Origin of the sequence: Undibacter mobilis (genome assembly GCF_003367195.1) — a bacterium.
Lineage (GTDB): Bacteria > Pseudomonadota > Alphaproteobacteria > Rhizobiales > Xanthobacteraceae > Pseudolabrys > Pseudolabrys mobilis.
Map to the genome: position 1 here is coordinate 197,341 of NZ_QRGO01000002.1, position 20,317 is coordinate 217,657.

Consider the following 20,317-nt stretch of genomic DNA (forward strand, 5'->3'; position numbering starts at 1 on the left):
ACTCTCGGCAGGATCAGTTGAGCCGCGCCGGACGGTCGTCGGCGCGAGGGGCCTGGCCGGGCTCGGCGGGCGAAGCCGGTTCGGACGAGGCCGGCGATGCCGTAGGCACCCCGGCCGCGGCCGTCAATGCATCCTGACGCTGGTGCTTGCGATAGGACAGCCAGCCGAGCGGCAGGCAGGCGAGATACAGCACCGCGCCGGCCGACAACACTTCCCATGGGTAGCTGATCAGCAGCGCCACGAGCAGCACCACCGCGACGAAGACCGGCAGCACCATCTCCGGCGGCACGCGTTTGCCGACGCGCTTGCCGGAGAACACCGGCAGCCGCGACACCATCAGCAGCGCGATGACGAGCGTGTAGAGGAAGGTGAGCCAGATGGTGACGCTGCCATTCGGCACGCCGAGGAAATACAGATAGATCGGCAGCAGCACGGTGAGCGCGCCGGCCGGCGCCGGAATGCCGGTGAAGAAGTTGCCCGCCCAGGCCGGCGCATCGGGATCGTCGGCCATGACGTTGAAGCGCGCCAGACGCAGGCCGGCGCAGATCGCGAACACCAGCGCGACGATCCAGCCCGCCGATTTCAGATCGTGCAGGCCCCAGAAATACAGGATGAGCGCCGGCGCAACGCCGAAGTTCACGAAGTCAGCCAGGCTGTCGAGCTCGGCGCCAAATTTCGAGGTGCCCTTGAGCATGCGCGCGACGCGGCCGTCGATGCCGTCCAGCAGCGCAGCGAAGACGATGGCCGCAAGCGCCCATTCGAGCTTGCTCTCGATCGCCAAACGGATCGAGGTCAGGCCGGCGCACAGCGCCAGCAGCGTGATCAGGTTGGGCACCAGAGTGCGCACCGGGATCGCCTTGAAGCGGCGGCGGCGGGGCGACGGCGTGGGGTCGATCGGTTGGAACACCATGCGTCCTCTATAGCGGGTTGGCGGAGCCTGCGCCACGTTTGGCGCCCAATTGTGACGGGGTCCAAACCCGGGACGCGCGTCATCGCCCCTGTTGTTTACGGCGTGGGGGCGCCGGTAGTCCCCTTTCCGACCCGGCAAACGCCGGGGGGATGGAGCGCCGCGAGGCGCTCTTTGTGGATCGCACCTTGTGGGTGCGAGGCTTCTCCCTGCGACAGGAGAAACCCGCGCCCCGCGGCGCTCCATCGCGGTGTCGTTACGGCGCACGGGCCGCGCTTTCGGCGGCTGATCCGCTCTCGCGGGTAGCACGCACCGTCAGCAAGCTCCTTGCGGGAGGTCCTTGTGCCTCCGGGCGGAGCCCCGTCGCCGCCCGAGCCCGGAGGATACGTCCTCCCCCGGCCGCGGGCACCGCGTCCTGCTCCATCACGTAGACGCCTCTAGATGACGCCCCCGGCCGAGCAGGACGAGAATGGATATAGTCCTAGATAGGATTGTTGTCAAGAGGCTCAGGTAGCCCGGGTGGAGCAAAGCGTAACCCGGGGGATTGATCGCCAGCCGGCCCGGAATGACGGGTCTTCACCCGACCCGGAAGCCGCGGGTTTCGTCGCCGCCCTTGAGATCGGCCAGCACGGTCTCGCCGGACAGTGCCGTCTGCCCGACCGCGACCAACGGCTGGGTGCCCTCGGGCAAATAGACGTCGAGCCGCGAGCCGAAGCGGATCATGCCGAAGCGCTCGCCGGCGCCTACCGGCTGGCTTTCCTTGACGTAACAGACGATGCGGCGGGCAATCAGGCCGGCGATCTGCACCACGGCGATGCGCGTGCCGCCGGTCGCGATAACCAGCGAATTGCGTTCGTTGTCGACCGAGGCCTTGTCGAGATCGGCGTTCACGAACTTGCCCGGCTGATAGAGGATCTTCTCGACGCGGCCGGCCACCGGCGAGCGGTTCACGTGGCAGTCGAACACGCTCATGAACACCGAGATGCGCAGCATCGGCTTGGGGCCGAGACCGAGTTCATGCGGCGGCGGCGTGGTCGTCACCATGCTGATGCGGCCATCGGCCGGCGACACGATCAGCCCCTCGCGCACCGGCGTCACCCGCGGCGGATCGCGGAAGAAATAGATGCACCACACGGTCAGCACGGTGCCGATCCATCCAAGCGGCGTCCAGATCCAGAACAGGACCAGACTGACCAACGCAAAGACGCCGATGAAGGGATAGCCCTCCGGCGTAATCGGCACCAATTGCTTGCGGATGGAGTCGTAGATGGACATGGCGGCTTAACTCTCGGGCTCATTCTTTGCCCTCTCCCTTCGGGGAGAGAGTGACGCGCGAAGCGCGCGGCTGCCGTTTCCTATAACCCTACTCGGAACGTTATTCGATACCCTATTCCGCCGCATCCGCCGGGACCGGCCCGCCGGACGGCGCCAGCACCGGGTCTTCGACCGGCGGCGGGTTGCGGTTAGGGGCCGCGTCGTCATCGCCGACGCGGGCCAGACGCTCGCGCGCCTCCTCCGCCTCGCGCTGCCGATTCCACATGCTGGCGTAGAGGCCGTTGGCCGCGAGCAGCGCCGAGTGGCTGCCGCGCTCGACGATCGCGCCCTTGTCGAGCACGATGATCTCGTCGGCGCCGACGATGGTCGAAAGCCGGTGCGCAATCACCAAGGTGGTGCGCCCTTTGGACACGCGCTCCAGCGCGTCCTGGATTTCCTTTTCGGTGTGGCTGTCGAGCGCCGAGGTCGCTTCATCCAGCACCAGGATCGGCGGGCCCTTGAGGATGGTGCGGGCAATGGCGACGCGCTGCTTCTCGCCACCGGACAGTTTGAGGCCACGCTCGCCGACTTCGGTCTCGTAGCCATGCGGCGACAAGCGAATGAAGCCGTCGATCTGCGCCAGCCGCGCCGCTTCCTCCACGTCCGCGTCGCTCGCTTCCCAGCGGCCGTAACGGATGTTGTAGCGAATGGTGTCGTTGAACAGCACCGTGTCCTGCGGCACCATGCCGATAACCTCGCGCAGCGACTTCTGCGTCACGGCGGCAATGTCCTGGCCGTCGATGGTAATGCGACCGCCCGACAGGTCGTAGAAGCGGAACAGCAGCCGCGAGATGGTGGACTTGCCGGCGCCGGACGGGCCGACCACGGCCACCGTCTTGCCCGCCGGCACCTCGAAGCTGACGCCCTTCAGGATCGGCCGCGCCGGCTCATAGGCAAAAGCGACATTGTCGAAGCGGACATGGCCCGCCGAGACCGCCAGCGGCCTAGCGCCGGGAATATCCTTGATCTCCGGCGGGCGCCCGAGGATCGAGAACATGAGCTCGATGTCGGTGATCGCCTGTTTGATCTCGCGATAGACCATGCCCATGAAATTCAAGGGCTGATAGAGCTGGATCATCATCGCGTTGATGAGCACGAAATCGCCCACCGTCTTCGAGCCGGCGCGGATTTCGGTGGCCACCATCACCATCGCGGCGGCCAGCCCGGCGGTGAAGATGATCGCCTGCCCGGCATTGAGAACGGCGAGCGAGGTGTAGGCCTTGGTCGAAGCATCCTCGTAACGCGCCATGGCGCGATCGTAGCGCTCGGACTCACGAATCTCGGCCGAGAAATACTTCACCGTCTCGTAGTTCAGCAGCGAGTCGATCGCCTTCACATTGGCGTCGGTGTCGCTGTCGTTCATCTTGCGGCGGATGCCGATGCGCCACTCGGTGGCGTAATAGGTCCACACCAGATAGAGCGCGACCGTGACGACGATGACGGCGACATAGCGCCAGTCGAACTGCCACATCAGCACGATGCAGATCAGCGCCAGCTCGATGATGGTCGGCGCCAGTTGCAGGATGACCATGCGCACGATGGTTTCGATGCCGTTGCGGCCGCGCTCGAGAACGCGCGTCAGGCCGCCGGTCTTGCGCTCGAGATGAAAGCGCAGCGACAGTTCGTGCATGTGGACGAAGGTGCGGTAGGCCAGCCGGCGCACGGCATGCATCGCCACCTTGGCAAAGACGCCGTCGCGCATCTGCGTCGTCACCGCCATGACGACGCGCATGCCGCCATAGGCGAGCGTCATCGCCACCGGCGCAGCAAATACCCAGAGCAGCCAGTCGTTCGCACCGACCGGGGCGCTGCCGACACCGGCGAGCGCATCGGTCGCCCATTTGAAGGTGAAGGGCGTGACGATGGTGGCGAACTTGGCGAGCAGCAGCAGCAGCGTGGCGACGAGAACACGCATCTTGAGGTCGCGCCGGTCCGACGGCCAGATGTAGGGCCACAAATGGGCGATGGTGGCCAGCAGCGCGCCGCGATCGGCGGAGACGCGGGTCTCGGGCTTGGCAGCGTGGTGCGGAGGCGTCATTCGGAAGGGTCCGGGGTCAAGCGACTTTCATATAGGTCTAAACTGGCCGGCAACACCCTTCCGCCCTGTATTTCCTACGGATTTTTATGCCCCACCTTGACGCCCGGGGGGTGGCGATGCACATCCAGAGCATGACTTCGCCAGAGATACCCGCCTCGCTCGCCCGAATCTGCGTCTACTGCGGCTCCGGCCCGGGCAATGACCCCGCCTTTATCGAGGCCGCTACCGCGCTCGGCACCGCCATGGCCAAGGCCGGTATCGAGCTGGTCTATGGCGGCGGCGACATGGGCATGATGGGCGCCGTGGCCGACGCGGTGCGGCGCAATGGCGGCTCGGTCATCGGCATCATCCCGGAGTTCCTGCTCAACAAGGAGCGCGCCGGTTTCAACGGCGAGGGCCTGATCGTCACGCCCGACATGCACGAGCGCAAACGCAAGATGTTCGAGCTGGCCGACGCCTTCGTCGCCATGCCCGGCGGCGTCGGCACGCTGGAGGAGATCGTCGAGCAGATGACCTGGGCCCAGCTCGGCCGGCACAAGAAGCCCATCCTGCTTGCCAACGTCAAAGGCTTCTGGGAGCCGCTGCACGCCCTGCTCGATCACATGAAGGCGCTGGCCTTCATCCGCCGCGGCATGGAATTCGAACTGCTGGTCGCCGACGAGGTTAGCGACATCATCCCGAAGCTGCGCCAGGCGATGCACGGCGTCTCCGAAGAAGCCAAGGACATGCCGCCAGCAGTGGCGGAGAAGCTTTAGCTATTTTGTGAACGTCACCGCCTCGATGCGGTTGCCATCGGGATCGCGGATGAAGGCGGCGTAGTAACCGCCCTCGCCGTCATGCGGGCGAAGTCCCGGCGCGCCATCGCTGACACCGCCGGCGGCCAGCGCCGCCGCATGGAAGGCATCGACCATCTCGGTCGAGCGCGCGCGGAAGCAAATGTGAGCGCCGCTGCCGGCTTCAACCGGCGCCATGTCGCGGCGCAAGTTGATCCAGAATTCGGAATACTGCTTGCCGAAGCCGACCGTCGCGGCGCGGACATCGATGGCCTTCATGCCGATGGCACCCAGCACGGCTTCGTAGAAGCGCGTCGCGGCGGCGAGGTCGCGGACGGCGATGGAGACGTGGTCGATCATCGCGAGCGCCGCGGCACGCCGGCATCCGTCGCGTCGGGGCCGACATACATGCGCGCCAGTCGCGCCTCGGCCGCAGCCTGTTCGCAGTCGGAGCACGGCCGCGACGTCGAATACATGACGCAATCGGACAGGTCGGCGCGGCCGAGACGCGCTGTTGCATCGCGGATGGCTTCGCGTTCGGCATGCGCGGTCGCGTCATTCCTGACGACCACGCGGCTCGGTCCGAAGCCGACGATCTCCCGGCCACGCACCACCACGGCGCCGAACGGCTGATCGCCGGCGGCGACGGCATCCCGCTTCATCGCGGCCGCCTGTTCGACAAAGACGGCATGGACGGGATCGGCTGCGGCCTGCGAGCGCCGTGCGACAAGTGACAACACCGCAGCGGCGGCGGTGCCCAGCGCCCGGCGTGTCCACATTGTCATGCCGACCTCTCCCGCTCGCGCTATGCCGGGGCGCCCGATTTCACCAGCTTGTAGATAATCGAATCCATCAGCGCCTGGAACGAGGCATCGATGATGTTCGGCGACACGCCGATGGTGGTCCAGTGCTCGCCGCTCTCGTCCTCGCTTTCGATCAGCACGCGGGTCACGGCTTCCGTGCCGCCATTGAGGATACGAACGCGGAAATCGGTGAGCTTGAGGCCCTTGATAAAGTCCTGATACTTGCCGAGGTCCTTGCGCAGAGCCTGGTCGAGCGCATTGACCGGGCCGTTGCCTTCGGCCGCCGAGATCATGCTTTCGTCGCCGATCTTCACCTTGACCACCGCCATCGTCACGGTGACGCGCTGGCCGAGCGCATTGTCGCGCTGCTCGACATTGACGTCGAACTGCGACACGTCGAAGTAATTCGGCACCGTGCCGAGCGTGCGCCGCGCCAGGAGCTCGAACGAGGCGTCGGCCGCCTCATAGGCATAACCGAGCGCTTCGCGCTCCTTGACGATTTCCAGCAAGCGGCCGATGCGGCGATCATCCTTGTCGACCTTGAGACCGATACGGTCGAGTTCGGCGAGCACGTTGGACTTGCCGGCCTGATCCGACACCAGCACCTTGCGCTTGTTGCCGACCAGATCCGGGCTGACGTGCTCGTAGGTCTCCGGCTCCTTCATGATGGCGGAGGCGTGGATACCGGCCTTGGTGGCAAAGGCATTCTCGCCGACATAAGGCGCGTAGCGGAATGACGGCCGGTTCAGCCGCTCGTCCAGCGCGCGCGACACCTTGCCGAGCGACTTGAGCGCCTCGTCGCTGATGCCGATATCGAATTTGTCGGCATATTCCTTCTTCAGCTTCAGCGTCGGAATGATCGACACGAGATTGGCGTTGCCGCAGCGCTCGCCCAGTCCGTTGAGCGTCCCCTGGATGTGCCGCGCGCCGGCGCGCACCGCGGCGAGCGAATTGGCCACCGCCTGCTCGGTGTCGTTATGTGCGTGGATGCCGACATGATCGCCGGGGATCACCTTGACCACTTCGCCGACGATCTTCTCGACTTCATGCGGCAGCGTGCCGCCATTGGTGTCGCACAGCACGACCCAGCGCGCGCCTTCTTCGTAAGCTGCCTTGGCGCAGGACAGCGCGAACTGCGGATTGGCCTTGTAGCCGTCGAAAAAATGCTCGCAGTCGATCAGCACCTCCCGGCCCGCGGCCTTGGCGGCCTTCACAGTGTCGCGGATCGAAGCGAGGTTTTCATCGAGCGTGGTCTCGAGCGCCACCTTGACGTGATAGTCCCAACTCTTGGCGACGAAACAGATGGCGTCGGCCTTGGCCTCGATGAGCGCGGCGATGCCGGGATCGTTCGACGCCGAGCGCCCGGGGCGACGCGTCATGCCGAAGGCGGTGAACTTGCCTTTGTGCGGACGGCTCTGCGCGAAGAGTTCAGTGTCGGTGGCGTTGGCGCCGGGATACCCGCCTTCGACATAGTCGATGCCGAGATCGTCGAGCATGGCGGCAATGGCGACCTTGTCCGCGAGCGTGAAGTCAACGCCATTGGTCTGCGCACCGTCGCGCAGGGTCGTGTCGAACAAATAAAGCCGCTCGCGGGACATGATACGCCTCACCAGAGATAATAATTTGCCGCCAATGCGATGGCGACCAGCAGCGCAACGCCGGCCATGATGACGTGATGCCGTTGCATGACGCGTCTACCAGAGACCGAAATACTTGGTCGCCACCGCGACCGCTGCGGCGATCACAACGACCTTGAGTGCGATATAATAGAGCCAGTGGCGCGGAAACGGCGTGTCGGGTTTCTTCATGACGGCTGCGAGACCTCCGTTTGCGCCGCGAGCGGCTTTGATAAAGTCGTATTGGCCAGCCATTCGTCACCGACCAACACCGAATTGCGTTGCTGCGCGGTGTAGCCGCGCTTCTCGAAGAAGCCGCGCGCGGTGTCGCTGGCATCGACCGTGAGCTTCTCTGCACCGCGGGCGCCGGCGAGCTTCTCCAGCGCATCGACGAGCAGCCTGGCCGCGCCCTGCCCGCTGGCCGCCGGATGCACGTACAGCATGTCGATCGTCGTGTTGCCGGCGAGCGAGGCGAAAGCCGCGGGCGAACCATCGAGCGTCGCAATCAAGGTGAGCTGTTTGCCGAGGCGGCCCGCAAAGGCCTCCAGATCGTCGGCGCGGGACACCCACGCCTCCTGCTGCGCCTCGCTGTAATCGTCGCCGGTAAGTTCGAGGATGCTGTCGCGGAAGATTTCCGCAAGCATAGGCGTATCCGTGGGCAGGAACGGCCGCAGCGCCAGTTTCGGTGTCGCCGTCGCCATCAACGCCCCCCTTGCGGCGGCCACTCAGCCGTGTCGCGGTCGGGATGCTGATGCGAAACGATCGAAGCCTTGAACGCTTCCTGCTGCGGCTCGGCGCCTTCCGGTCGCGTCGGCAGCGTGCAAAGGCCATCGAAGAACGGCTGCTTGCTTTCCGGGTTGACCTGAATGGTCGGCGGCGCGACCGAGGGATCGTCGAAAGTGCAGACCGCGATTTCGGTCGGGCCACCATATTCATAGGTCAGCGGCGTGCCGCAATCGGCGCAGAAGCCGCGCTCGACCTTGTTCGACGAGCGATAGCGTTTCGGCTGGCCGCGCGTCCATTCCAGATCCCGCACCGTCACCAGCAGCGCGAAGGGCGAACCGAACGCCTTCTGACACATGCGGCAATGGCAGATCGACGAACGGCCGAAATCCGAGCCGCGATAACGCACCGCGCCGCACTGGCAGCCGCCGGAGTGCATCGCTGTCATCGCGCGATCTCCCAATGCGCGTTCATCGCGCGATCTCCCAGGTGGTGCCTTCCTTGGAGTCCTTGAGCACGACACCCATGGCGGCGAGCTCGTCGCGGATGCGATCGGATTCGGCGAAGTTCTTCGACAGACGCGCCGCCTTGCGCGCGGCAATCAAACCTTCGACCTGGGCCGCATCGACGCCGCTGCCGCTCTGCCGGCGCCCCGCCCAGGCCGCAGCGCTCTCACGCAGGAAGCCGAGCGCCCGCAAGGTGCCGGCGAATTCGCCGCGCAGCGCGTCTTCGCCGCCCTGGATACGGTTGCGCAGGCTGTGTAGCGCCGTGATGACCTGATGGGTGTTGAGATCGTCGCATAACGCTTCGAGAACCGGCGCCGAGATCGCCTCACCGGCCGCGTCATTCGCGATCCAGTACCAGTCGTCGAGCGTCTTCCAGCTTTCCTCGAGGCTCTTCACCGTCCAGTCGATCGGCTGGCGGTAATGCGTCTTGAGCATGTTGAAACGCACCACCTCGCCCGGCCAGTCCTTCAGCACGTCCCGGATGGTGATGAAGTTGCCGAGGCTCTTCGACATCTTCTCGCCTTCCACCTGAAGGAAGCCGTTATGCATCCAGTAATTCGCCATCACGCTCTGATGGAAGGCACAGCGCGATTGCGCGATTTCGTTCTCGTGATGCGGAAACACGAGGTCGATGCCGCCGCCGTGAACGTCGAAGGTCTCGCCGAGATGTTTCCACGACATCGCCGAGCATTCGATATGCCAGCCCGGACGACCCGGCGTCTTGATGCCGCCCGGCGACGGCCAACCCGGCTCGCCGGCCTTCGACGGCTTCCATAGCACGAAGTCCTGGGCGTCCTTCTTGTAGGGCGCGACCTCGACGCGGGCGCCGGCGATCATCTCATCCATCGGCCGCTTGGAGAGCTGGCCGTAGTCCGTCATCGACGGCACGTTGAACAGCACATTGTCTTCGGCGACATAGGCGTGGCCGGCGGCGATGAGACGTTCGATGATCGTCTTCATCTCCTCGATGTGCTCGGTGGCGCGCGGCTCCACGGTCGGCGGCAGGCAGCCCAGCGCTGCGACGTCGTCCTTGAAATTCCTGTAGGTCTCTTCGGTCAGCTCGCGGATATCGATGCCGCGCTCGGCGGCGCGCGCATTGATCTTGTCGTCGACGTCGGTGATGTTGCGGACATATTTGACGTGGCCTTCGCCGTAGATATGGCGAAGCAGCCGGAACAGCACATCGAAGACGATGACCGGCCGCGCATTGCCGATATGGGCGTAGTCATAGACCGTCGGCCCGCACACATACATCCGCACGTTTGACGGATCGATGGGGGCAAACACCCGCTTTTCGCGCGAGAGCGTATCGTAGAGCCGCAATTCCATAAGGGTCACCAATAGCCGGCGAGCCCGCTGGCCGGGGCGTCCCTTTGTATCTCGATTCGAGAAAAGACGGCCTCAGCCAGCGATTTCGCGCTAGCTAATAATCTGGCGGCAAATGCCGCGGATGAGGGTCAGGCCGTTCATTGGGCCGCACATTGCGCAAATTGTCCGGCAAGCGTCAAGCGCCCGTAGAATTCTGTAGTAAAAATAAATACTTGTGCCAATCCCCGGAATCGCCGCACCGGTTAAACGGGTTTTAAGAAAGTGCGCTGCATTTTAGCGGCTGGAATTTCACCGACAAACCCTCGATCGATCCGCGCCGCCCCCAAGCGCGCGACAAGGAACGGATGTGCCCATGCGTCGCCTCCTCGTCAGCCTCGCCTTGCTGTCCGGCCTCGCCTTCGCCGGGACCGCTCAGGCCGAGCGCAAGATGTTCATCATCAGTGCCGACGTCGGCGGCTATGGCGTCGATCGCTGCCTCGCCAACGGCGCGGCCTGCGGCGCGCCGGCCGCGGCCGCCTATTGCCGCAGCCAAAACTTCGCCACCGCCATGTCGTTCAGCAAGGTCGATCGCGACGACATCACGGGCGCCATTCCGGCCGGCGGCTCGGGCGGTTGCAAGGGCGCGAGTTGCGACGACGTCGTCGCCATCGTTTGCTCGCGCTAATCGCGGCATTCGTTACGTCAAAAAAGTTCCATCGCCTCGCAAATTTTTTTGCTGGGTTTATACGGCCGTGAATGCGCGGCTGCGGTTGAGTTATCGGTGAGAGCCCGGTACCAAGGAACTCCTGCTTCTTCCGACGCAAGAGTCCATGGTCAAGGCACGCGAACCTCAAAGCCCGCCGGTGGCGGCCGAGAGCACGGTCAGCCGTGCCGAGCGGCCGTTGAAGCTGCTGATCGCGGCGTCGGTTATTTTTCCCATCGTTATTTATGTCATCGCGGGCTGGATTTCCTACGGGCAGCATGTTTCCGAAGCGACCGATCGCCTGCAGCGCACCGTCGCCGCCATGCAGGAACATGCCAGCAAGGTCTTTGAGACTTTCGCCATCAGCGAGCGCTATCTCGAAGAGCTGTTCAACGATACGCCTGACGCGACAATCCGCGGCAACGAGGCGGAGTACAGCAAGCGCATCAGGAACTTCATTGCGACGCTGCCGCAGTTGCGCGATCTCTGGGTCATCGACGGCAATGGCAAACCGCTGGTGGCCGGCACGGTCAATCCCTTGCCGCGCGATCTCGATCTGTCGGATCGCGCCTATTTCCAGGCGCATCGGAACCCCGACGTCGACACCTACATCAGCGAAGTGATCGAGGCCCGCGCGGCGGCGACCGAATTCTTCGCCATCACGCGCAAGCGCTTGACGGCCGATGGCCGCTTCGACGGCGTCTACCTGGTATCGATCGCGCCGGAGTATTTCTCGAATTACTATGCCAGCCTGCCCCGCAGCGACCTGACGGTCGCGGGCCTGGTGCGCAACGATGGCGTGGCGCTGGCGCGCTTCCCGGCCAATTCCGAATTCAAACGCTCGGCCCCCGGTTCGATCTTCATGCGCGCGATCGCCGCCAGTCCCGAAAGCGGCGTTACCGATGGCTCATCATCGGTCGACAGCCAGCGCCGTATCGGCGCCTACAGCAAGCTGCCGGGCCACGATGTCTATGTCTACGCCGCGCTGGACGTCTCCCGTATCCGCGCCAAATGGCTGCACGCCATGGCCGCGCACCTGATCTTCGGCATTCCGGCAACGCTGATGATGGCCGGCCTCGGCATGTTCGCCCTGCGGCAGGCGCGGCGCGAGGCGATCGTCAACGCGCAATTGCGGCAGGAAGCGGCGCGGCGGCAATCCACAGAACTCGCGCTGCGTCAGGCGCAGAAGATGGACGCGGTCGGCCGCCTCACCGGCGGCATCGCGCACGACTTCAACAATCTGCTCACGGCCATCATCGGCAATATCGAACTGGCGCTGCGGCGCAACACGTCGACAGACGCCCGCGTCGCCAATTCGCTCAACGCCATCCGTCAGGCCTCCATGCGCGCCGCCACGCTGGTGCAGCGGCTGCTGACCTTCTCGCGGCAGCATCCGCAGGAGGTGAAGGCGGTCAACGTCAACCGGCTGGTCAACGAGATGTCGGAGATCCTGCACCGGGCCATCGGCGAGACCGTGCGCGTCGAGACCGTGCTGGCCAGCGGGCTGTGGAACACGGCTCTCGATCCCAATCAGTTGGAGAGCGCGATCCTCAATCTCGCGGTCAATGCCCGCGACGCCATGCCGGATGGCGGACGGCTGACGATCGAGACATCCAACGCCTATCTCGACGAAACCTATGTCCGACAATCGGGCGCCGAGGTGGAGGCCGGTCAATTCGTCCTGGTCGCCGTCAGCGATACCGGCACCGGCATGAGCCTGGACGTACGCGACCGCGCCTTCGATCCGTTCTTCACCACCAAGCCGGCCGGCGCCGGTTCGGGCCTCGGCCTCAGCATGGTGTATGGCTTCGTCAAACAGTCACACGGCCATATCCAAATCTACAGCGAGATCGGCCAGGGCACATCGATCAAGATGTATTTCCCGCGGCTATCAGATCCATCGGCCTTCCCGGCGTGGGAAGACAGTGCCGAGCCGATAGCGCCCGGTTCCGGCGAACACTCCGAAGCGATCCTGCTCGTCGAGGACGATGCCGATGTCAGCCGTTTCGTCGTCGATGCGCTCAGCGATATCGGCTACCGCGTCACACATGCGGCGACCGCGGCCGAGGCGCTGGAGAAAATCAAGACGATGCCGGACATCGCGCTCTTGTTCACCGATGTCATTCTGCCCGGCGGCATGAACGGCCGCGAACTCGCCAATGCGGTGAAGCGAACGCACCCCAACCTGCCGGTGCTGTTCGCCACTGGCTACACGCGCAACGCCATCATCCATCACGGCCGGCTGGACAGCGACGTCGATCTTTTGACCAAGCCGTTCACCACCGAGGCGCTGGCGAAGAAACTGCGTGAAATGCTCGACGGCGAGAAGCCGCCCGAGAAGGCCTAAATCTCGCGGCCGAGCAGCCGGTCTATCGAGAAGCGTCCGCCGCCGCGCACCAGGACGTGCAGCACCACCAGCGCCCAGAACAGCGGATATTCGAAGCCGAGATTGTTCCAGTAGAAGCCGTTGGCGGCGTGAAATTTGATAGCCACCGCGAGGAAGACCAGCACCGGCAGCGCAGCAAGCCGCGTCAGCAGACCAAGGGCCAGGCACAGCCCGCCGCCGAATTCGGTGAGCCCGGTCAGAATGGTCCAGAACAGCGGCGGGTGAAATCCGGCCTGTTCGAAGAAAGCCACGTTCGCAGCCGTTGCGCCGAACAGCTTGGGATAGCCATGCGCCGCCAGCGACAGGCCGGCGCACAGGCGGACCAGCGCTTCGGTCACCGGCGCGAGCGACCGGTAGAGCCCGCCAAGGGCCGGAATCAGCAGACGCGGTTCATTCGGCATCAGCGGAACTCCATGGCCGGCGGCAAAAGGTATCGGATTCGGAACCGGATGCGCAGAGTCAAGCGATTAGAATGTTTCCAAGAAGGTTGCAGAGCATTGCAACATGGGTAAATTCATTAGCATTGACCGGCCGATAGCTCAGGACCTGCCGGCCAGAGGACGCAGCGGCGCGATGCACAAACCGGCGATGTCAGGGATCCCCCCGGATCAGGCGGAGTTCGCACTGACGCTCAAGCTCGATGAATTTCTGCCGCACCGGCTGAACATGTGCTCCGGCAGCGTCTCCACGGCGCTGTCGCGGATTTATGCCGAGCGCTACCAGATCGGCGTGCCCGAATGGCGCGTCATCGTCATCCTCGGCGAATTCGGCCAGTTGACCGCCAAGGAAATCGGCGCCCACGGCCAGATGCACAAGACCAAGGTGTCCCGCGCCGTCGCCGGCCTTGAGCAGCGCAGTTTCGTGACGCGGCGGGCCAATGCCGCCGATCTGCGCGAGGCTTTCCTGTCGCTGACGCCGGAAGGCCGTGCCATTTACGACGATGTGGCACCGCAGGCGGTCGAATTCGTCAACCGGCTGCTCGCATCGATCGACCCGTCCGACCGCGAGGCGTTCTGCCGCGTGCTCACGCAATTGACGGAACGGTCCGGCGCGATGGCCGAAGATATCGCCAAGCCGGCCAAAGCCGGTTAGGTTGCCGGCAAAACCGTCGATTGAAGTTGCCGGGGAACGCCGCTCGTGAAGCTCTACAGCTATTTCCGCTCGTCCGCCGCCTATCGCGTCCGCATCGCCCTCAATCTCAAGGGCCTGCCCTACGAGATGGAGTCGATCCATCTCACCAAGGATGGCGGGCGACAATTCTCCGACACCTTCCGCGCCATCAATCCGCAGATGCGCGTGCCGGCGCTCGAATTGTCCGGCGGCGAAGTGCTCACGCAGTCGCTGGCCATCATCGACTATCTCGACGAGGTCTTTCCCGATCCGCCGTTCCTGCCGGCCGAGGCCCTCGACCGCGCCCGCGTGCGCTCGGCGGCGCAGATCGTCGCCTGCGATATTCATCCGCTCAATAATCTTTGCGTGCTGCGCTACCTGAAGCGCAATCTCGATCAAGAGCAGGCCGCGATCGACACCTGGTATCATCACTGGGTGATCGAAGGCTTCAACGCGATCGAGAAGATGATTGAGCAAGTGAATGTATCTGGCCCCTATTGCTTCGGCTCCCATGTAACGCTGGCCGATATTTGCCTGGTGCCGCAGGTATTCAATGCGCGGCGGCTCAAAGTGCCCCTCGATGCCTTTCCGAAGATCGTCGCGGTCGAAGCCGCCTGCCTGAAACTGCCGGCCTTCGACAAGGCGCGGCCCGAGAACCAGCCGGACGCCGAGTAGTAGCGGACGCACCTTCCCCATCAAACCAGAAAGTCCGGCCGGTGAGTGGCTCTCATATCGCCCGCGTCGTGTTGTGGATGGCCGGCGCCTTGCTGTCGTTTTCGGCGATGGCGGTGTCGATCCGCGAATTGTCGCGCGTCGGCCTGAGCATTTTCGAAATCTTCACCATCCGCAGCGCCACGGCTCTGGCTATTCTGGGTTTTCTGCTGCTGGTGCGGCCTGACCTGCGTGTTCAGGTGCGGCCACATCGCTTGGGCTTCAATGTGGTGCGCAACACCATCCATTACGGGGCGCAGTTCGCATGGGCGTATGGCGTGACCATGCTGCCGCTTGCTTTGGTGTTTGCGCTCGAATTTACGACCCCGGCCTGGACCGCCCTGCTCGCCACCTGGTTTCTCGGCGAGAGACTGACGCCGGGCCGCATCGGCGTCGTGATATTAGGGCTGATCGGCATCCTGGTGATCTTGCGGCCCGGCATTGCCAGCTTCAATCCGGCTGCCGGCTTCGTCCTCCTGGCGGCGATCGGCTTCGCGCTGATGATGATCATGACCAAGTCGCTCACCGGCACGCAATCGACGTTCAGCATCATTTTCTGGATGGCCCTGATCCAGCTTCCACTATCCCTCATCGGCAGCAACCCGGCGGTGTTTCTGGACGCCGGTCTTTACGATCTGCGCCACATTTTGCCCGCAATCGGCGTCGGCCTGTCGGGCTTGACCTCCCATTACTGTTTGAGCAATGCATTCCGCGCTGGCGACGCCACGCTCGTGGTGCCGATGGACTTTATGCGCATTCCGATCATCGCCGTCGTGGGATGGGCTTTCTATGGCGAAGTGCTCGATATCTGGGTGCTGGTGGGCGCGCTAATCATCATTGCCGGGGTGCTCTGGAACCTCCGTTCCGAACGCGCGCCGGCGACATGAGGCCGCGCCGGGCCCCTGTTCTCGGCCAACGGGTGTCCTCGCTTGGCCACGATTCTCCTATTAGAGTTCGCTGCATGAACGCTTTCACTCGTCCCGCCCTCGCAGCCATCGCCGCCCTCGCCGTGGTATCCGGCGCACAGGCGCAATCGGCCAACCCGACCTGCCAGCGGCTCGAGGCGCAATTGGCCTCGCTGGATCGCGGCAACGCCGATCCGGCGCGCGCCGATCGCATCCGGCGGGCCGAGGACGCGGTCAACCGCCAACAATACGAGGTCGACCGTCTGGTGTCGCAGAGCCGCCAGAACGGGTGCGAAAGCTCGGGGTTTTTCTCTATCTTCTCCAACCCACCGCCACAGTGCGGCGGCATCACCCGCCAGGTCGGCCAGCAGCGCTCGACGCTGGAGCGGCTGCAGGTGGAGCTCGAACAGTTGACCGGCGGCAATACCGAACGCATGGCGCAGCGGCAGTCGCTGCTGATCGCGCTGGGCGACAATAATTGCGGCGCGCAATATCGCTCGGCGGCGGCTCAAGGCCAGCAAGGCGGTTTCTTCGACCGGCTGTTCGGCGGCAACACCAACAGCGGCATCTACTCGACGCCGCAAGGTCAGATGGGCGGCACCTACCGCACGATCTGCGTGCGAAGCTGCGACGGCTATTATTTCCCGATTTCCTACGCGACCTCGCCGGACCGCTTCAACGAGGATGCGCAGACCTGCCAGCGCTCATGTCCGGCGGCGCAGGTGCAGCTTTACGTCTATCACAACCCCGGCGAAGAGGTGAACCAGGCGGTCTCGCTCGACGGCCAGCCCTACACATCGCTGCCGAACGCGTTTGCCTATCGGAAAGCACTCGACAAATCCTGCGGCTGCCGCCGTCCCGGCGAAAGCTGGGCCGAGGCGATGAAGGTGATTGGCGGTGACCAGACCTTGGCACCGGGCGATGTCGTCGTTACCGAGGAAAGCGCCAAGCGCCTGTCGCAGCCACGCGGCGCCGACGGCAAACCGATCCGCCCGCAGGCCCCGGCCGCCGCTCAGCAGCCGCAATCGGCGGCGCAGCCGTCCACTAACGACGTGCGTTCGGTGGGCCCGACCTTCGTGCCGCAACGGCAGCAGTAGAAGGGCCGCCCGCCCGTTCGTCCCCGCAAAAGCGGGGACCCAGAAGAAGAACTGGATTCCCGCTTTCGCAGGAATGAACGGAGAATGGCGCCTCGCTTGAGATCAAAACCTAAAAATCGAAAGCTTCCGACTTCGCCGGCTGGCCGGTGATCAGCGAAGCATCCGCTTTCGGTAGCGGCTCGCCGGTATCGCGGAAGCGGTTGGTGATCGGATAGCGCCGGTCGCGGCCGAAATTCTTCCGAGTCACCTTCACGCCGGGCGCCGCCTGCCGGCGTTTGTATTCCGCGATGTGCAAGAGGCGCTCGACGCGCAGCACCGTGTCGCGGGCAAAACCGGCGGCGATGATTCTGGACACCGGCTCCTCGCGCTCGACCAGAGCCTCCAGGATCGGATCGAGCACGCTGTATGGCGGCAGTGAATCCTCGTCCTTCTGGTTCTCACGCAATTCCGCGGTCGGCGGCCGCACGATGATCGCATCGGGAATGACGACGCCGTCGGGGCCTAGCGCGAAAGACGGCTTCCACTGATTGCGCAGGCGCGACAGACGGAACACCTGCGTCTTGTAGAGATCCTTGATCGGGTTGAAGCCACCGTTCATGTCGCCGTAGAGCGTGGCATAGCCGACCGACATTTCCGACTTGTTGCCGGTGGTCACGACCATCAGGTTGAACTTGTTGGAGATGGCCATGAGGATGGTGCCACGCGCGCGCGACTGCAAATTCTCTTCGGTCACGTCGCGCTGCGTTTCGGCAAAGGCCGTGGCCAGTGCCTTCTCCAGACCTTCGACCGCCGGTCCGATCGGCAGGATTTCGGAAGGGACACGAAGCGCCTTGGCGCAGGCCGCCGCATCGTCGAGCGATTCCTGAGCCGTGTATTTGTACGGCAGCATCACGCAGCGCACGCGTTCCGCGCCCAGCGCATCGACCGCCATGGCCGCGACCAGCGCGGAGTCGATGCCGCCCGACAGTCCGATGACAACGCCCGGGAAACCGTTTTTGTTGACGTAGTCGCGCAGGCCCAGCACGCAGGCCGCATAGTCGGCGTGGTCGTCTTCGAGCGCGGCGACGAAAGGCCCCTTCTCGCAGACCCAGCCATCGTCCCCGCGCAGCCATTGCGTGGTGACGACGGATTCTTCGAACGCCGCGAGCTGGAATGCCAGCGAACGATCGGCATTAAGCGCGAACGAGGCGCCGTCGAAAATCAGTTCGTCCTGCCCGCCGACCTGGTTGACGTAAAGCAGCGGCAGGTTCTGTTCCGTAACGCGGGCCACCGCGATGTTGAGGCGCACCTCGTCCTTGGCACGGTCATAAGGCGAACCGTTGGGCACCAACAGGATTTCGGCGCCGGTCTCGGCGAGGCACTCGACGACGTCTTCGTAATCACCGGACTCGGTCCAGATGTCCTCGCACACCGGAATGCCGAGACGAACGCCGCGGAAGTTCACCGGCCCGGGCAACGGCCCCGGCGCGAAGACGCGCGCCTCGTCGAAGACGCCGTAGTTCGGCAGGTTGACCTTGAAACGCAACGCCGTGATGCGGCCGCCCTCGAGCAACGCCACCGCATTATAAAGCTTGCCCGCCTCGACCCATGGCGTCCCGACAACCAGCGCCGGACCGCCGGCAGCGGTCTCGCGCGCCAGCTTCTCGATCTCGGCCCGGCACGCTGCCTGAAACGCCGGCTTGAGCACCAGGTCCTCCGGCGGATAGCCGGAGATGAACAGTTCGGGGAAGACGACGACATCGGCACCCTGCCCGGCCGCCTCGTCGCGGGCGCGGCGCACCTTGGCGCCGTTGCCGGCGATGTCGCCGACAATCGGGTTAAGCTGCGCGCAAGCGATCGCCAGTCGGTCGGCGGGGCGGGTGTTCATACGAAATCTCTATCGCCTCGTCGTCCCGGGCGGCAATGGCCGGTCCCCGCAGGTCAGGCCTGCAATGCCCTTCTGCGGGCCGGCCTTAAAGGCCGGCCACCGCCGGCAACGGATGCGCCGAACGCTCCTTGCGCAGCCGGTCGGCCAGCAGGAAGGAGAGATCGATCGCCTGCTCGGCATTGAGCCGCGGATCGCAGACCGTGTGGTAGCGGTCGTTGAGATCGTTGTCGGAAATCGCGCGCGCGCCGCCGGTGCATTCGGTGACATTCTGCCCGGTCATTTCCAGATGCACGCCGCCGGCATGGGTGCCTTCGGCAGCATGAACGTCGAAGAACGAGCGCACCTCTTTGAGGATCAGATCGAACGGCCGGGTCTTGTAGCCCGACGCCGAGGTGATGGTGTTGCCGTGCATCGGATCGCACGACCAGATGACGCTGCGACCCTCGCGCTTCACCGCGCGGACCAGCGCCGGCAAATGCTCGCCGACCTTCTCGGCGCCGAAGCGGCCGATCAGCGTCAGGCGGCCCGGCTCGTTGTCCGGATTGAGAATGTCGATGAGGCGCAGAAGATCTTCCGCCTTCAGCGACGGGCCGCACTTGAGACCGAGCGGATTCTTGATGCCGCGCGCATATTCGATGTGCGCGTGATCGGGCTGGCGCGTGCGGTCGCCGATCCAGATCATGTGGCCGGAGGTCGCGTACCAGTCGCCCGTGGTCGAGTCGATGCGGGTCAGCGCCTGCTCGTAGCCGAGCAGCAGCGCCTCATGGCTGGTGTAGAAATCGGTGGTGCCGAGTGTGCTGTCGACCGCGAAGGTCAGGCCGCAGGCGCGCATGAAATCGAGCGCGCCGGAGACGCGATCGGCAAGATCGGCGTAAGCCTTCGACTGCGGGCTGTCGGACACCGACTGGATCATCCAGCGATGCACGTTCTCGACCGAAGCGTAACCGCCCTTGGCAAAAGCGCGCAGCAGGTTCAGCGTCGCGGCCGACTGCCGATAGGCGTCCATCTGCCGGCGCGGATCGGGCATGCGCGCTTCCGGCGTGAAGGCGATGTCGTTGATGATGTCGCCGCGATAGCTTGGCAGCTCGATGCCGTCTTTCTTCTCGGTCGGCGACGAACGCGGCTTGGCGAACTGGCCGGCAATACGGCCGACCTTCACCACCGGCGACGCACCGGCATAGGTCAGCACGATCGCCATCTGCAGGAAGACGCGGAAGAAATCGCGGATGTTGTTGGCGCCGTGCTCAGCAAAGCTCTCGGCACAGTCGCCGCCCTGGAGCAGGAAAGCCTCACCCGCGGCGACGCGCGCCAGCGACTTCTTCAGGTTGCGGGCCTCGCCGGCAAACACCAGCGGCGGGAAGGTCGCCAGTTGCTTCTCGGTATCGGCCAACAGCTGCTGGTCCGGGTAATCCGGCACCTGCATGATGGGCTTGTTGCGCCAGCTATCGGGCGCCCAACGTTCGGGCATCGCACTTACTCCAGCAATTTTGCGGGGTTATACACAAATTAGGTCACGCAGCGCCAGCCAATAGAGCGGGCAGCGTTAACCT

The 20,317-nt window shown here is 64.5% G+C and carries 19 protein-coding genes; 7 read left to right on the top strand and 12 right to left on the bottom strand.

The window, feature by feature from the left end; translation table 11 throughout:
* Positions 1–13: 13 nt before the first annotated feature.
* The 3 genes from pssA to DXH78_RS15180 all read right to left on the bottom strand — a co-directional run bounded on the left by pssA (position 14) and on the right by DXH78_RS15180 (position 4,259).
* The gene (pssA, locus tag DXH78_RS15170; RefSeq protein WP_115518071.1) at positions 14–910 is read right to left on the bottom strand and encodes a CDP-diacylglycerol--serine O-phosphatidyltransferase; all 897 of its coding nucleotides are present in this window, start codon (positions 908–910) and stop codon (positions 14–16) included.
* A 573-nt stretch (positions 911–1,483) separates the two neighbouring features.
* On the bottom strand, positions 1,484–2,182 hold the full coding sequence (locus tag DXH78_RS15175; protein WP_115518072.1) for a phosphatidylserine decarboxylase: 699 nt from the start codon (positions 2,180–2,182) through the stop codon (positions 1,484–1,486).
* A gap of 112 nt (positions 2,183–2,294) precedes the next feature.
* Positions 2,295–4,259 carry an ABCB family ABC transporter ATP-binding protein/permease gene (locus DXH78_RS15180; protein ID WP_115518073.1) on the bottom strand — a complete coding sequence of 655 codons (1,965 nt, stop codon included), beginning with the start codon at positions 4,257–4,259 and terminating at the stop codon, positions 2,295–2,297.
* 116 nt (positions 4,260–4,375) lie between these two features.
* On the opposite strand from DXH78_RS15180, the gene DXH78_RS15185 reads away from it, so the two are divergent.
* Positions 4,376–5,014, top strand: coding sequence for an LOG family protein (locus DXH78_RS15185; protein WP_245416892.1), 639 nt, complete (start codon positions 4,376–4,378; stop codon positions 5,012–5,014).
* On the opposite strand, the gene DXH78_RS15190 is transcribed toward DXH78_RS15185, so the two are convergent.
* The 6 genes from DXH78_RS15190 to cysS all read right to left on the bottom strand — a co-directional run bounded on the left by DXH78_RS15190 (position 5,015) and on the right by cysS (position 10,009).
* Entirely contained in the window at positions 5,015–5,392 is a 378-nt protein-coding gene (locus DXH78_RS15190) for a VOC family protein (RefSeq protein ID WP_115518074.1), read from the bottom strand.
* A complete protein-coding gene (locus DXH78_RS15195; RefSeq protein WP_210209592.1) occupies positions 5,389–5,817 on the bottom strand; it encodes a nucleoside deaminase in 429 nt (142 codons plus the stop codon). Before DXH78_RS15195 ends, DXH78_RS15190 begins: the two co-directional genes overlap by 4 nt.
* 20 nt (positions 5,818–5,837) lie before the next feature.
* Entirely contained in the window at positions 5,838–7,433 is a 1,596-nt protein-coding gene (cimA, locus tag DXH78_RS15200; protein WP_115518076.1) for a citramalate synthase, read from the bottom strand.
* A 206-nt stretch (positions 7,434–7,639) separates the two neighbouring features.
* On the bottom strand, positions 7,640–8,152 hold the full coding sequence (locus DXH78_RS15205) for a GNAT family N-acetyltransferase (RefSeq protein ID WP_115518077.1): 513 nt from the start codon (positions 8,150–8,152) through the stop codon (positions 7,640–7,642).
* Positions 8,152–8,622 carry a GFA family protein gene (locus tag DXH78_RS15210; protein WP_115518078.1) on the bottom strand — a complete coding sequence of 157 codons (471 nt, stop codon included), beginning with the start codon at positions 8,620–8,622 and terminating at the stop codon, positions 8,152–8,154. The genes DXH78_RS15205 and DXH78_RS15210 overlap by 1 nt, the downstream gene beginning before the upstream one ends.
* A 22-nt stretch (positions 8,623–8,644) precedes the next feature.
* Positions 8,645–10,009 carry a cysteine--tRNA ligase gene (gene cysS, locus DXH78_RS15215; protein WP_115518079.1) on the bottom strand — a complete coding sequence of 455 codons (1,365 nt, stop codon included), beginning with the start codon at positions 10,007–10,009 and terminating at the stop codon, positions 8,645–8,647.
* Between the two features lie 352 nt (positions 10,010–10,361).
* Here cysS and DXH78_RS15220 point away from each other — a divergent pair, with 352 nt between their 5' ends.
* Positions 10,362–10,673: a hypothetical protein gene (locus DXH78_RS15220; protein WP_115518080.1), complete on the top strand. Its 312-nt coding sequence runs from the start codon at positions 10,362–10,364 to the stop codon at positions 10,671–10,673.
* 145 nt (positions 10,674–10,818) lie between these two features.
* Positions 10,819–13,038, top strand: coding sequence for a hybrid sensor histidine kinase/response regulator (locus DXH78_RS15225; protein ID WP_115518081.1), 2,220 nt, complete (start codon positions 10,819–10,821; stop codon positions 13,036–13,038).
* Here DXH78_RS15225 and DXH78_RS15230 read toward each other — a convergent pair.
* Positions 13,035–13,478 (bottom strand): DoxX family protein, encoded by a 444-nt coding sequence (locus tag DXH78_RS15230; protein ID WP_115518082.1) that lies wholly within the window; start codon positions 13,476–13,478, stop codon positions 13,035–13,037. The two genes, DXH78_RS15225 and DXH78_RS15230, sit on opposite strands and share 4 nt — an antisense overlap.
* Positions 13,479–13,665: 187 nt before the next feature.
* Here DXH78_RS15230 and DXH78_RS15235 point away from each other — a divergent pair, with 187 nt between their 5' ends.
* The 4 genes from DXH78_RS15235 to DXH78_RS15250 all read left to right on the top strand — a co-directional run bounded on the left by DXH78_RS15235 (position 13,666) and on the right by DXH78_RS15250 (position 16,900).
* Entirely contained in the window at positions 13,666–14,169 is a 504-nt protein-coding gene (locus tag DXH78_RS15235) for a MarR family winged helix-turn-helix transcriptional regulator (protein WP_168192849.1), read from the top strand.
* 45 nt (positions 14,170–14,214) lie between these two features.
* Positions 14,215–14,862, top strand: a complete 648-nt coding sequence (gene maiA / locus DXH78_RS15240) for a maleylacetoacetate isomerase (RefSeq protein ID WP_115518084.1) — start codon at positions 14,215–14,217, stop codon at positions 14,860–14,862.
* Between the two features lie 41 nt (positions 14,863–14,903).
* A complete protein-coding gene (locus DXH78_RS15245) occupies positions 14,904–15,785 on the top strand; it encodes a DMT family transporter (RefSeq protein WP_245416893.1) in 882 nt (293 codons plus the stop codon).
* Positions 15,786–15,859: 74 nt separating this feature from the next.
* Entirely contained in the window at positions 15,860–16,900 is a 1,041-nt protein-coding gene (locus DXH78_RS15250) for a DUF2865 domain-containing protein (RefSeq protein WP_115518086.1), read from the top strand.
* Between the two features lie 109 nt (positions 16,901–17,009).
* Here the strand turns inward: DXH78_RS15250 and DXH78_RS15255 are convergent, their stop codons facing one another.
* Together DXH78_RS15255 and DXH78_RS15260 are read right to left on the bottom strand one after the other, a co-directional pair.
* Positions 17,010–18,767, bottom strand: a complete 1,758-nt coding sequence (locus tag DXH78_RS15255; RefSeq protein WP_115518087.1) for an NAD+ synthase — start codon at positions 18,765–18,767, stop codon at positions 17,010–17,012.
* An 85-nt stretch (positions 18,768–18,852) separates the two neighbouring features.
* Entirely contained in the window at positions 18,853–20,235 is a 1,383-nt protein-coding gene (locus tag DXH78_RS15260) for a class II 3-deoxy-7-phosphoheptulonate synthase (protein ID WP_115518088.1), read from the bottom strand.
* Positions 20,236–20,317: the final 82 nt, after the last annotated feature.

Excerpts from the sequence above, each read along its gene's own strand:
- DXH78_RS15255 (WP_115518087.1), bottom strand. The coding sequence starts at position 18,767 with ATGAACACCCGCCCCGCCGACCGACTGGCGATCGCTTGCGCGCAGCTT.
- DXH78_RS15235 (WP_168192849.1), top strand. The coding sequence starts at position 13,666 with ATGTCAGGGATCCCCCCGGATCAGGCGGAGTTCGCACTGACGCTCAAG.
- DXH78_RS15180 (WP_115518073.1), bottom strand. The coding sequence starts at position 4,259 with ATGACGCCTCCGCACCACGCTGCCAAGCCCGAGACCCGCGTCTCCGCC.
- DXH78_RS15185 (WP_245416892.1), top strand. The coding sequence starts at position 4,376 with ATGCACATCCAGAGCATGACTTCGCCAGAGATACCCGCCTCGCTCGCC.
- pssA (WP_115518071.1), bottom strand. The coding sequence starts at position 910 with ATGGTGTTCCAACCGATCGACCCCACGCCGTCGCCCCGCCGCCGCCGC.
- DXH78_RS15250 (WP_115518086.1), top strand. The coding sequence starts at position 15,860 with ATGAACGCTTTCACTCGTCCCGCCCTCGCAGCCATCGCCGCCCTCGCC.
- DXH78_RS15195 (WP_210209592.1), bottom strand. The coding sequence starts at position 5,817 with ATGACAATGTGGACACGCCGGGCGCTGGGCACCGCCGCCGCTGCGGTG.
- DXH78_RS15190 (WP_115518074.1), bottom strand. The coding sequence starts at position 5,392 with ATGATCGACCACGTCTCCATCGCCGTCCGCGACCTCGCCGCCGCGACG.
- DXH78_RS15220 (WP_115518080.1), top strand. The coding sequence starts at position 10,362 with ATGCGTCGCCTCCTCGTCAGCCTCGCCTTGCTGTCCGGCCTCGCCTTC.
- DXH78_RS15175 (WP_115518072.1), bottom strand. The coding sequence starts at position 2,182 with ATGTCCATCTACGACTCCATCCGCAAGCAATTGGTGCCGATTACGCCG.
- DXH78_RS15210 (WP_115518078.1), bottom strand. The coding sequence starts at position 8,622 with ATGACAGCGATGCACTCCGGCGGCTGCCAGTGCGGCGCGGTGCGTTAT.
- cysS (WP_115518079.1), bottom strand. The coding sequence starts at position 10,009 with ATGGAATTGCGGCTCTACGATACGCTCTCGCGCGAAAAGCGGGTGTTT.
- DXH78_RS15260 (WP_115518088.1), bottom strand. The coding sequence starts at position 20,235 with ATGCCCGAACGTTGGGCGCCCGATAGCTGGCGCAACAAGCCCATCATG.
- cimA (WP_115518076.1), bottom strand. The coding sequence starts at position 7,433 with ATGTCCCGCGAGCGGCTTTATTTGTTCGACACGACCCTGCGCGACGGT.
- DXH78_RS15205 (WP_115518077.1), bottom strand. The coding sequence starts at position 8,152 with ATGGCGACGGCGACACCGAAACTGGCGCTGCGGCCGTTCCTGCCCACG.
- DXH78_RS15225 (WP_115518081.1), top strand. The coding sequence starts at position 10,819 with ATGGTCAAGGCACGCGAACCTCAAAGCCCGCCGGTGGCGGCCGAGAGC.
- DXH78_RS15230 (WP_115518082.1), bottom strand. The coding sequence starts at position 13,478 with ATGCCGAATGAACCGCGTCTGCTGATTCCGGCCCTTGGCGGGCTCTAC.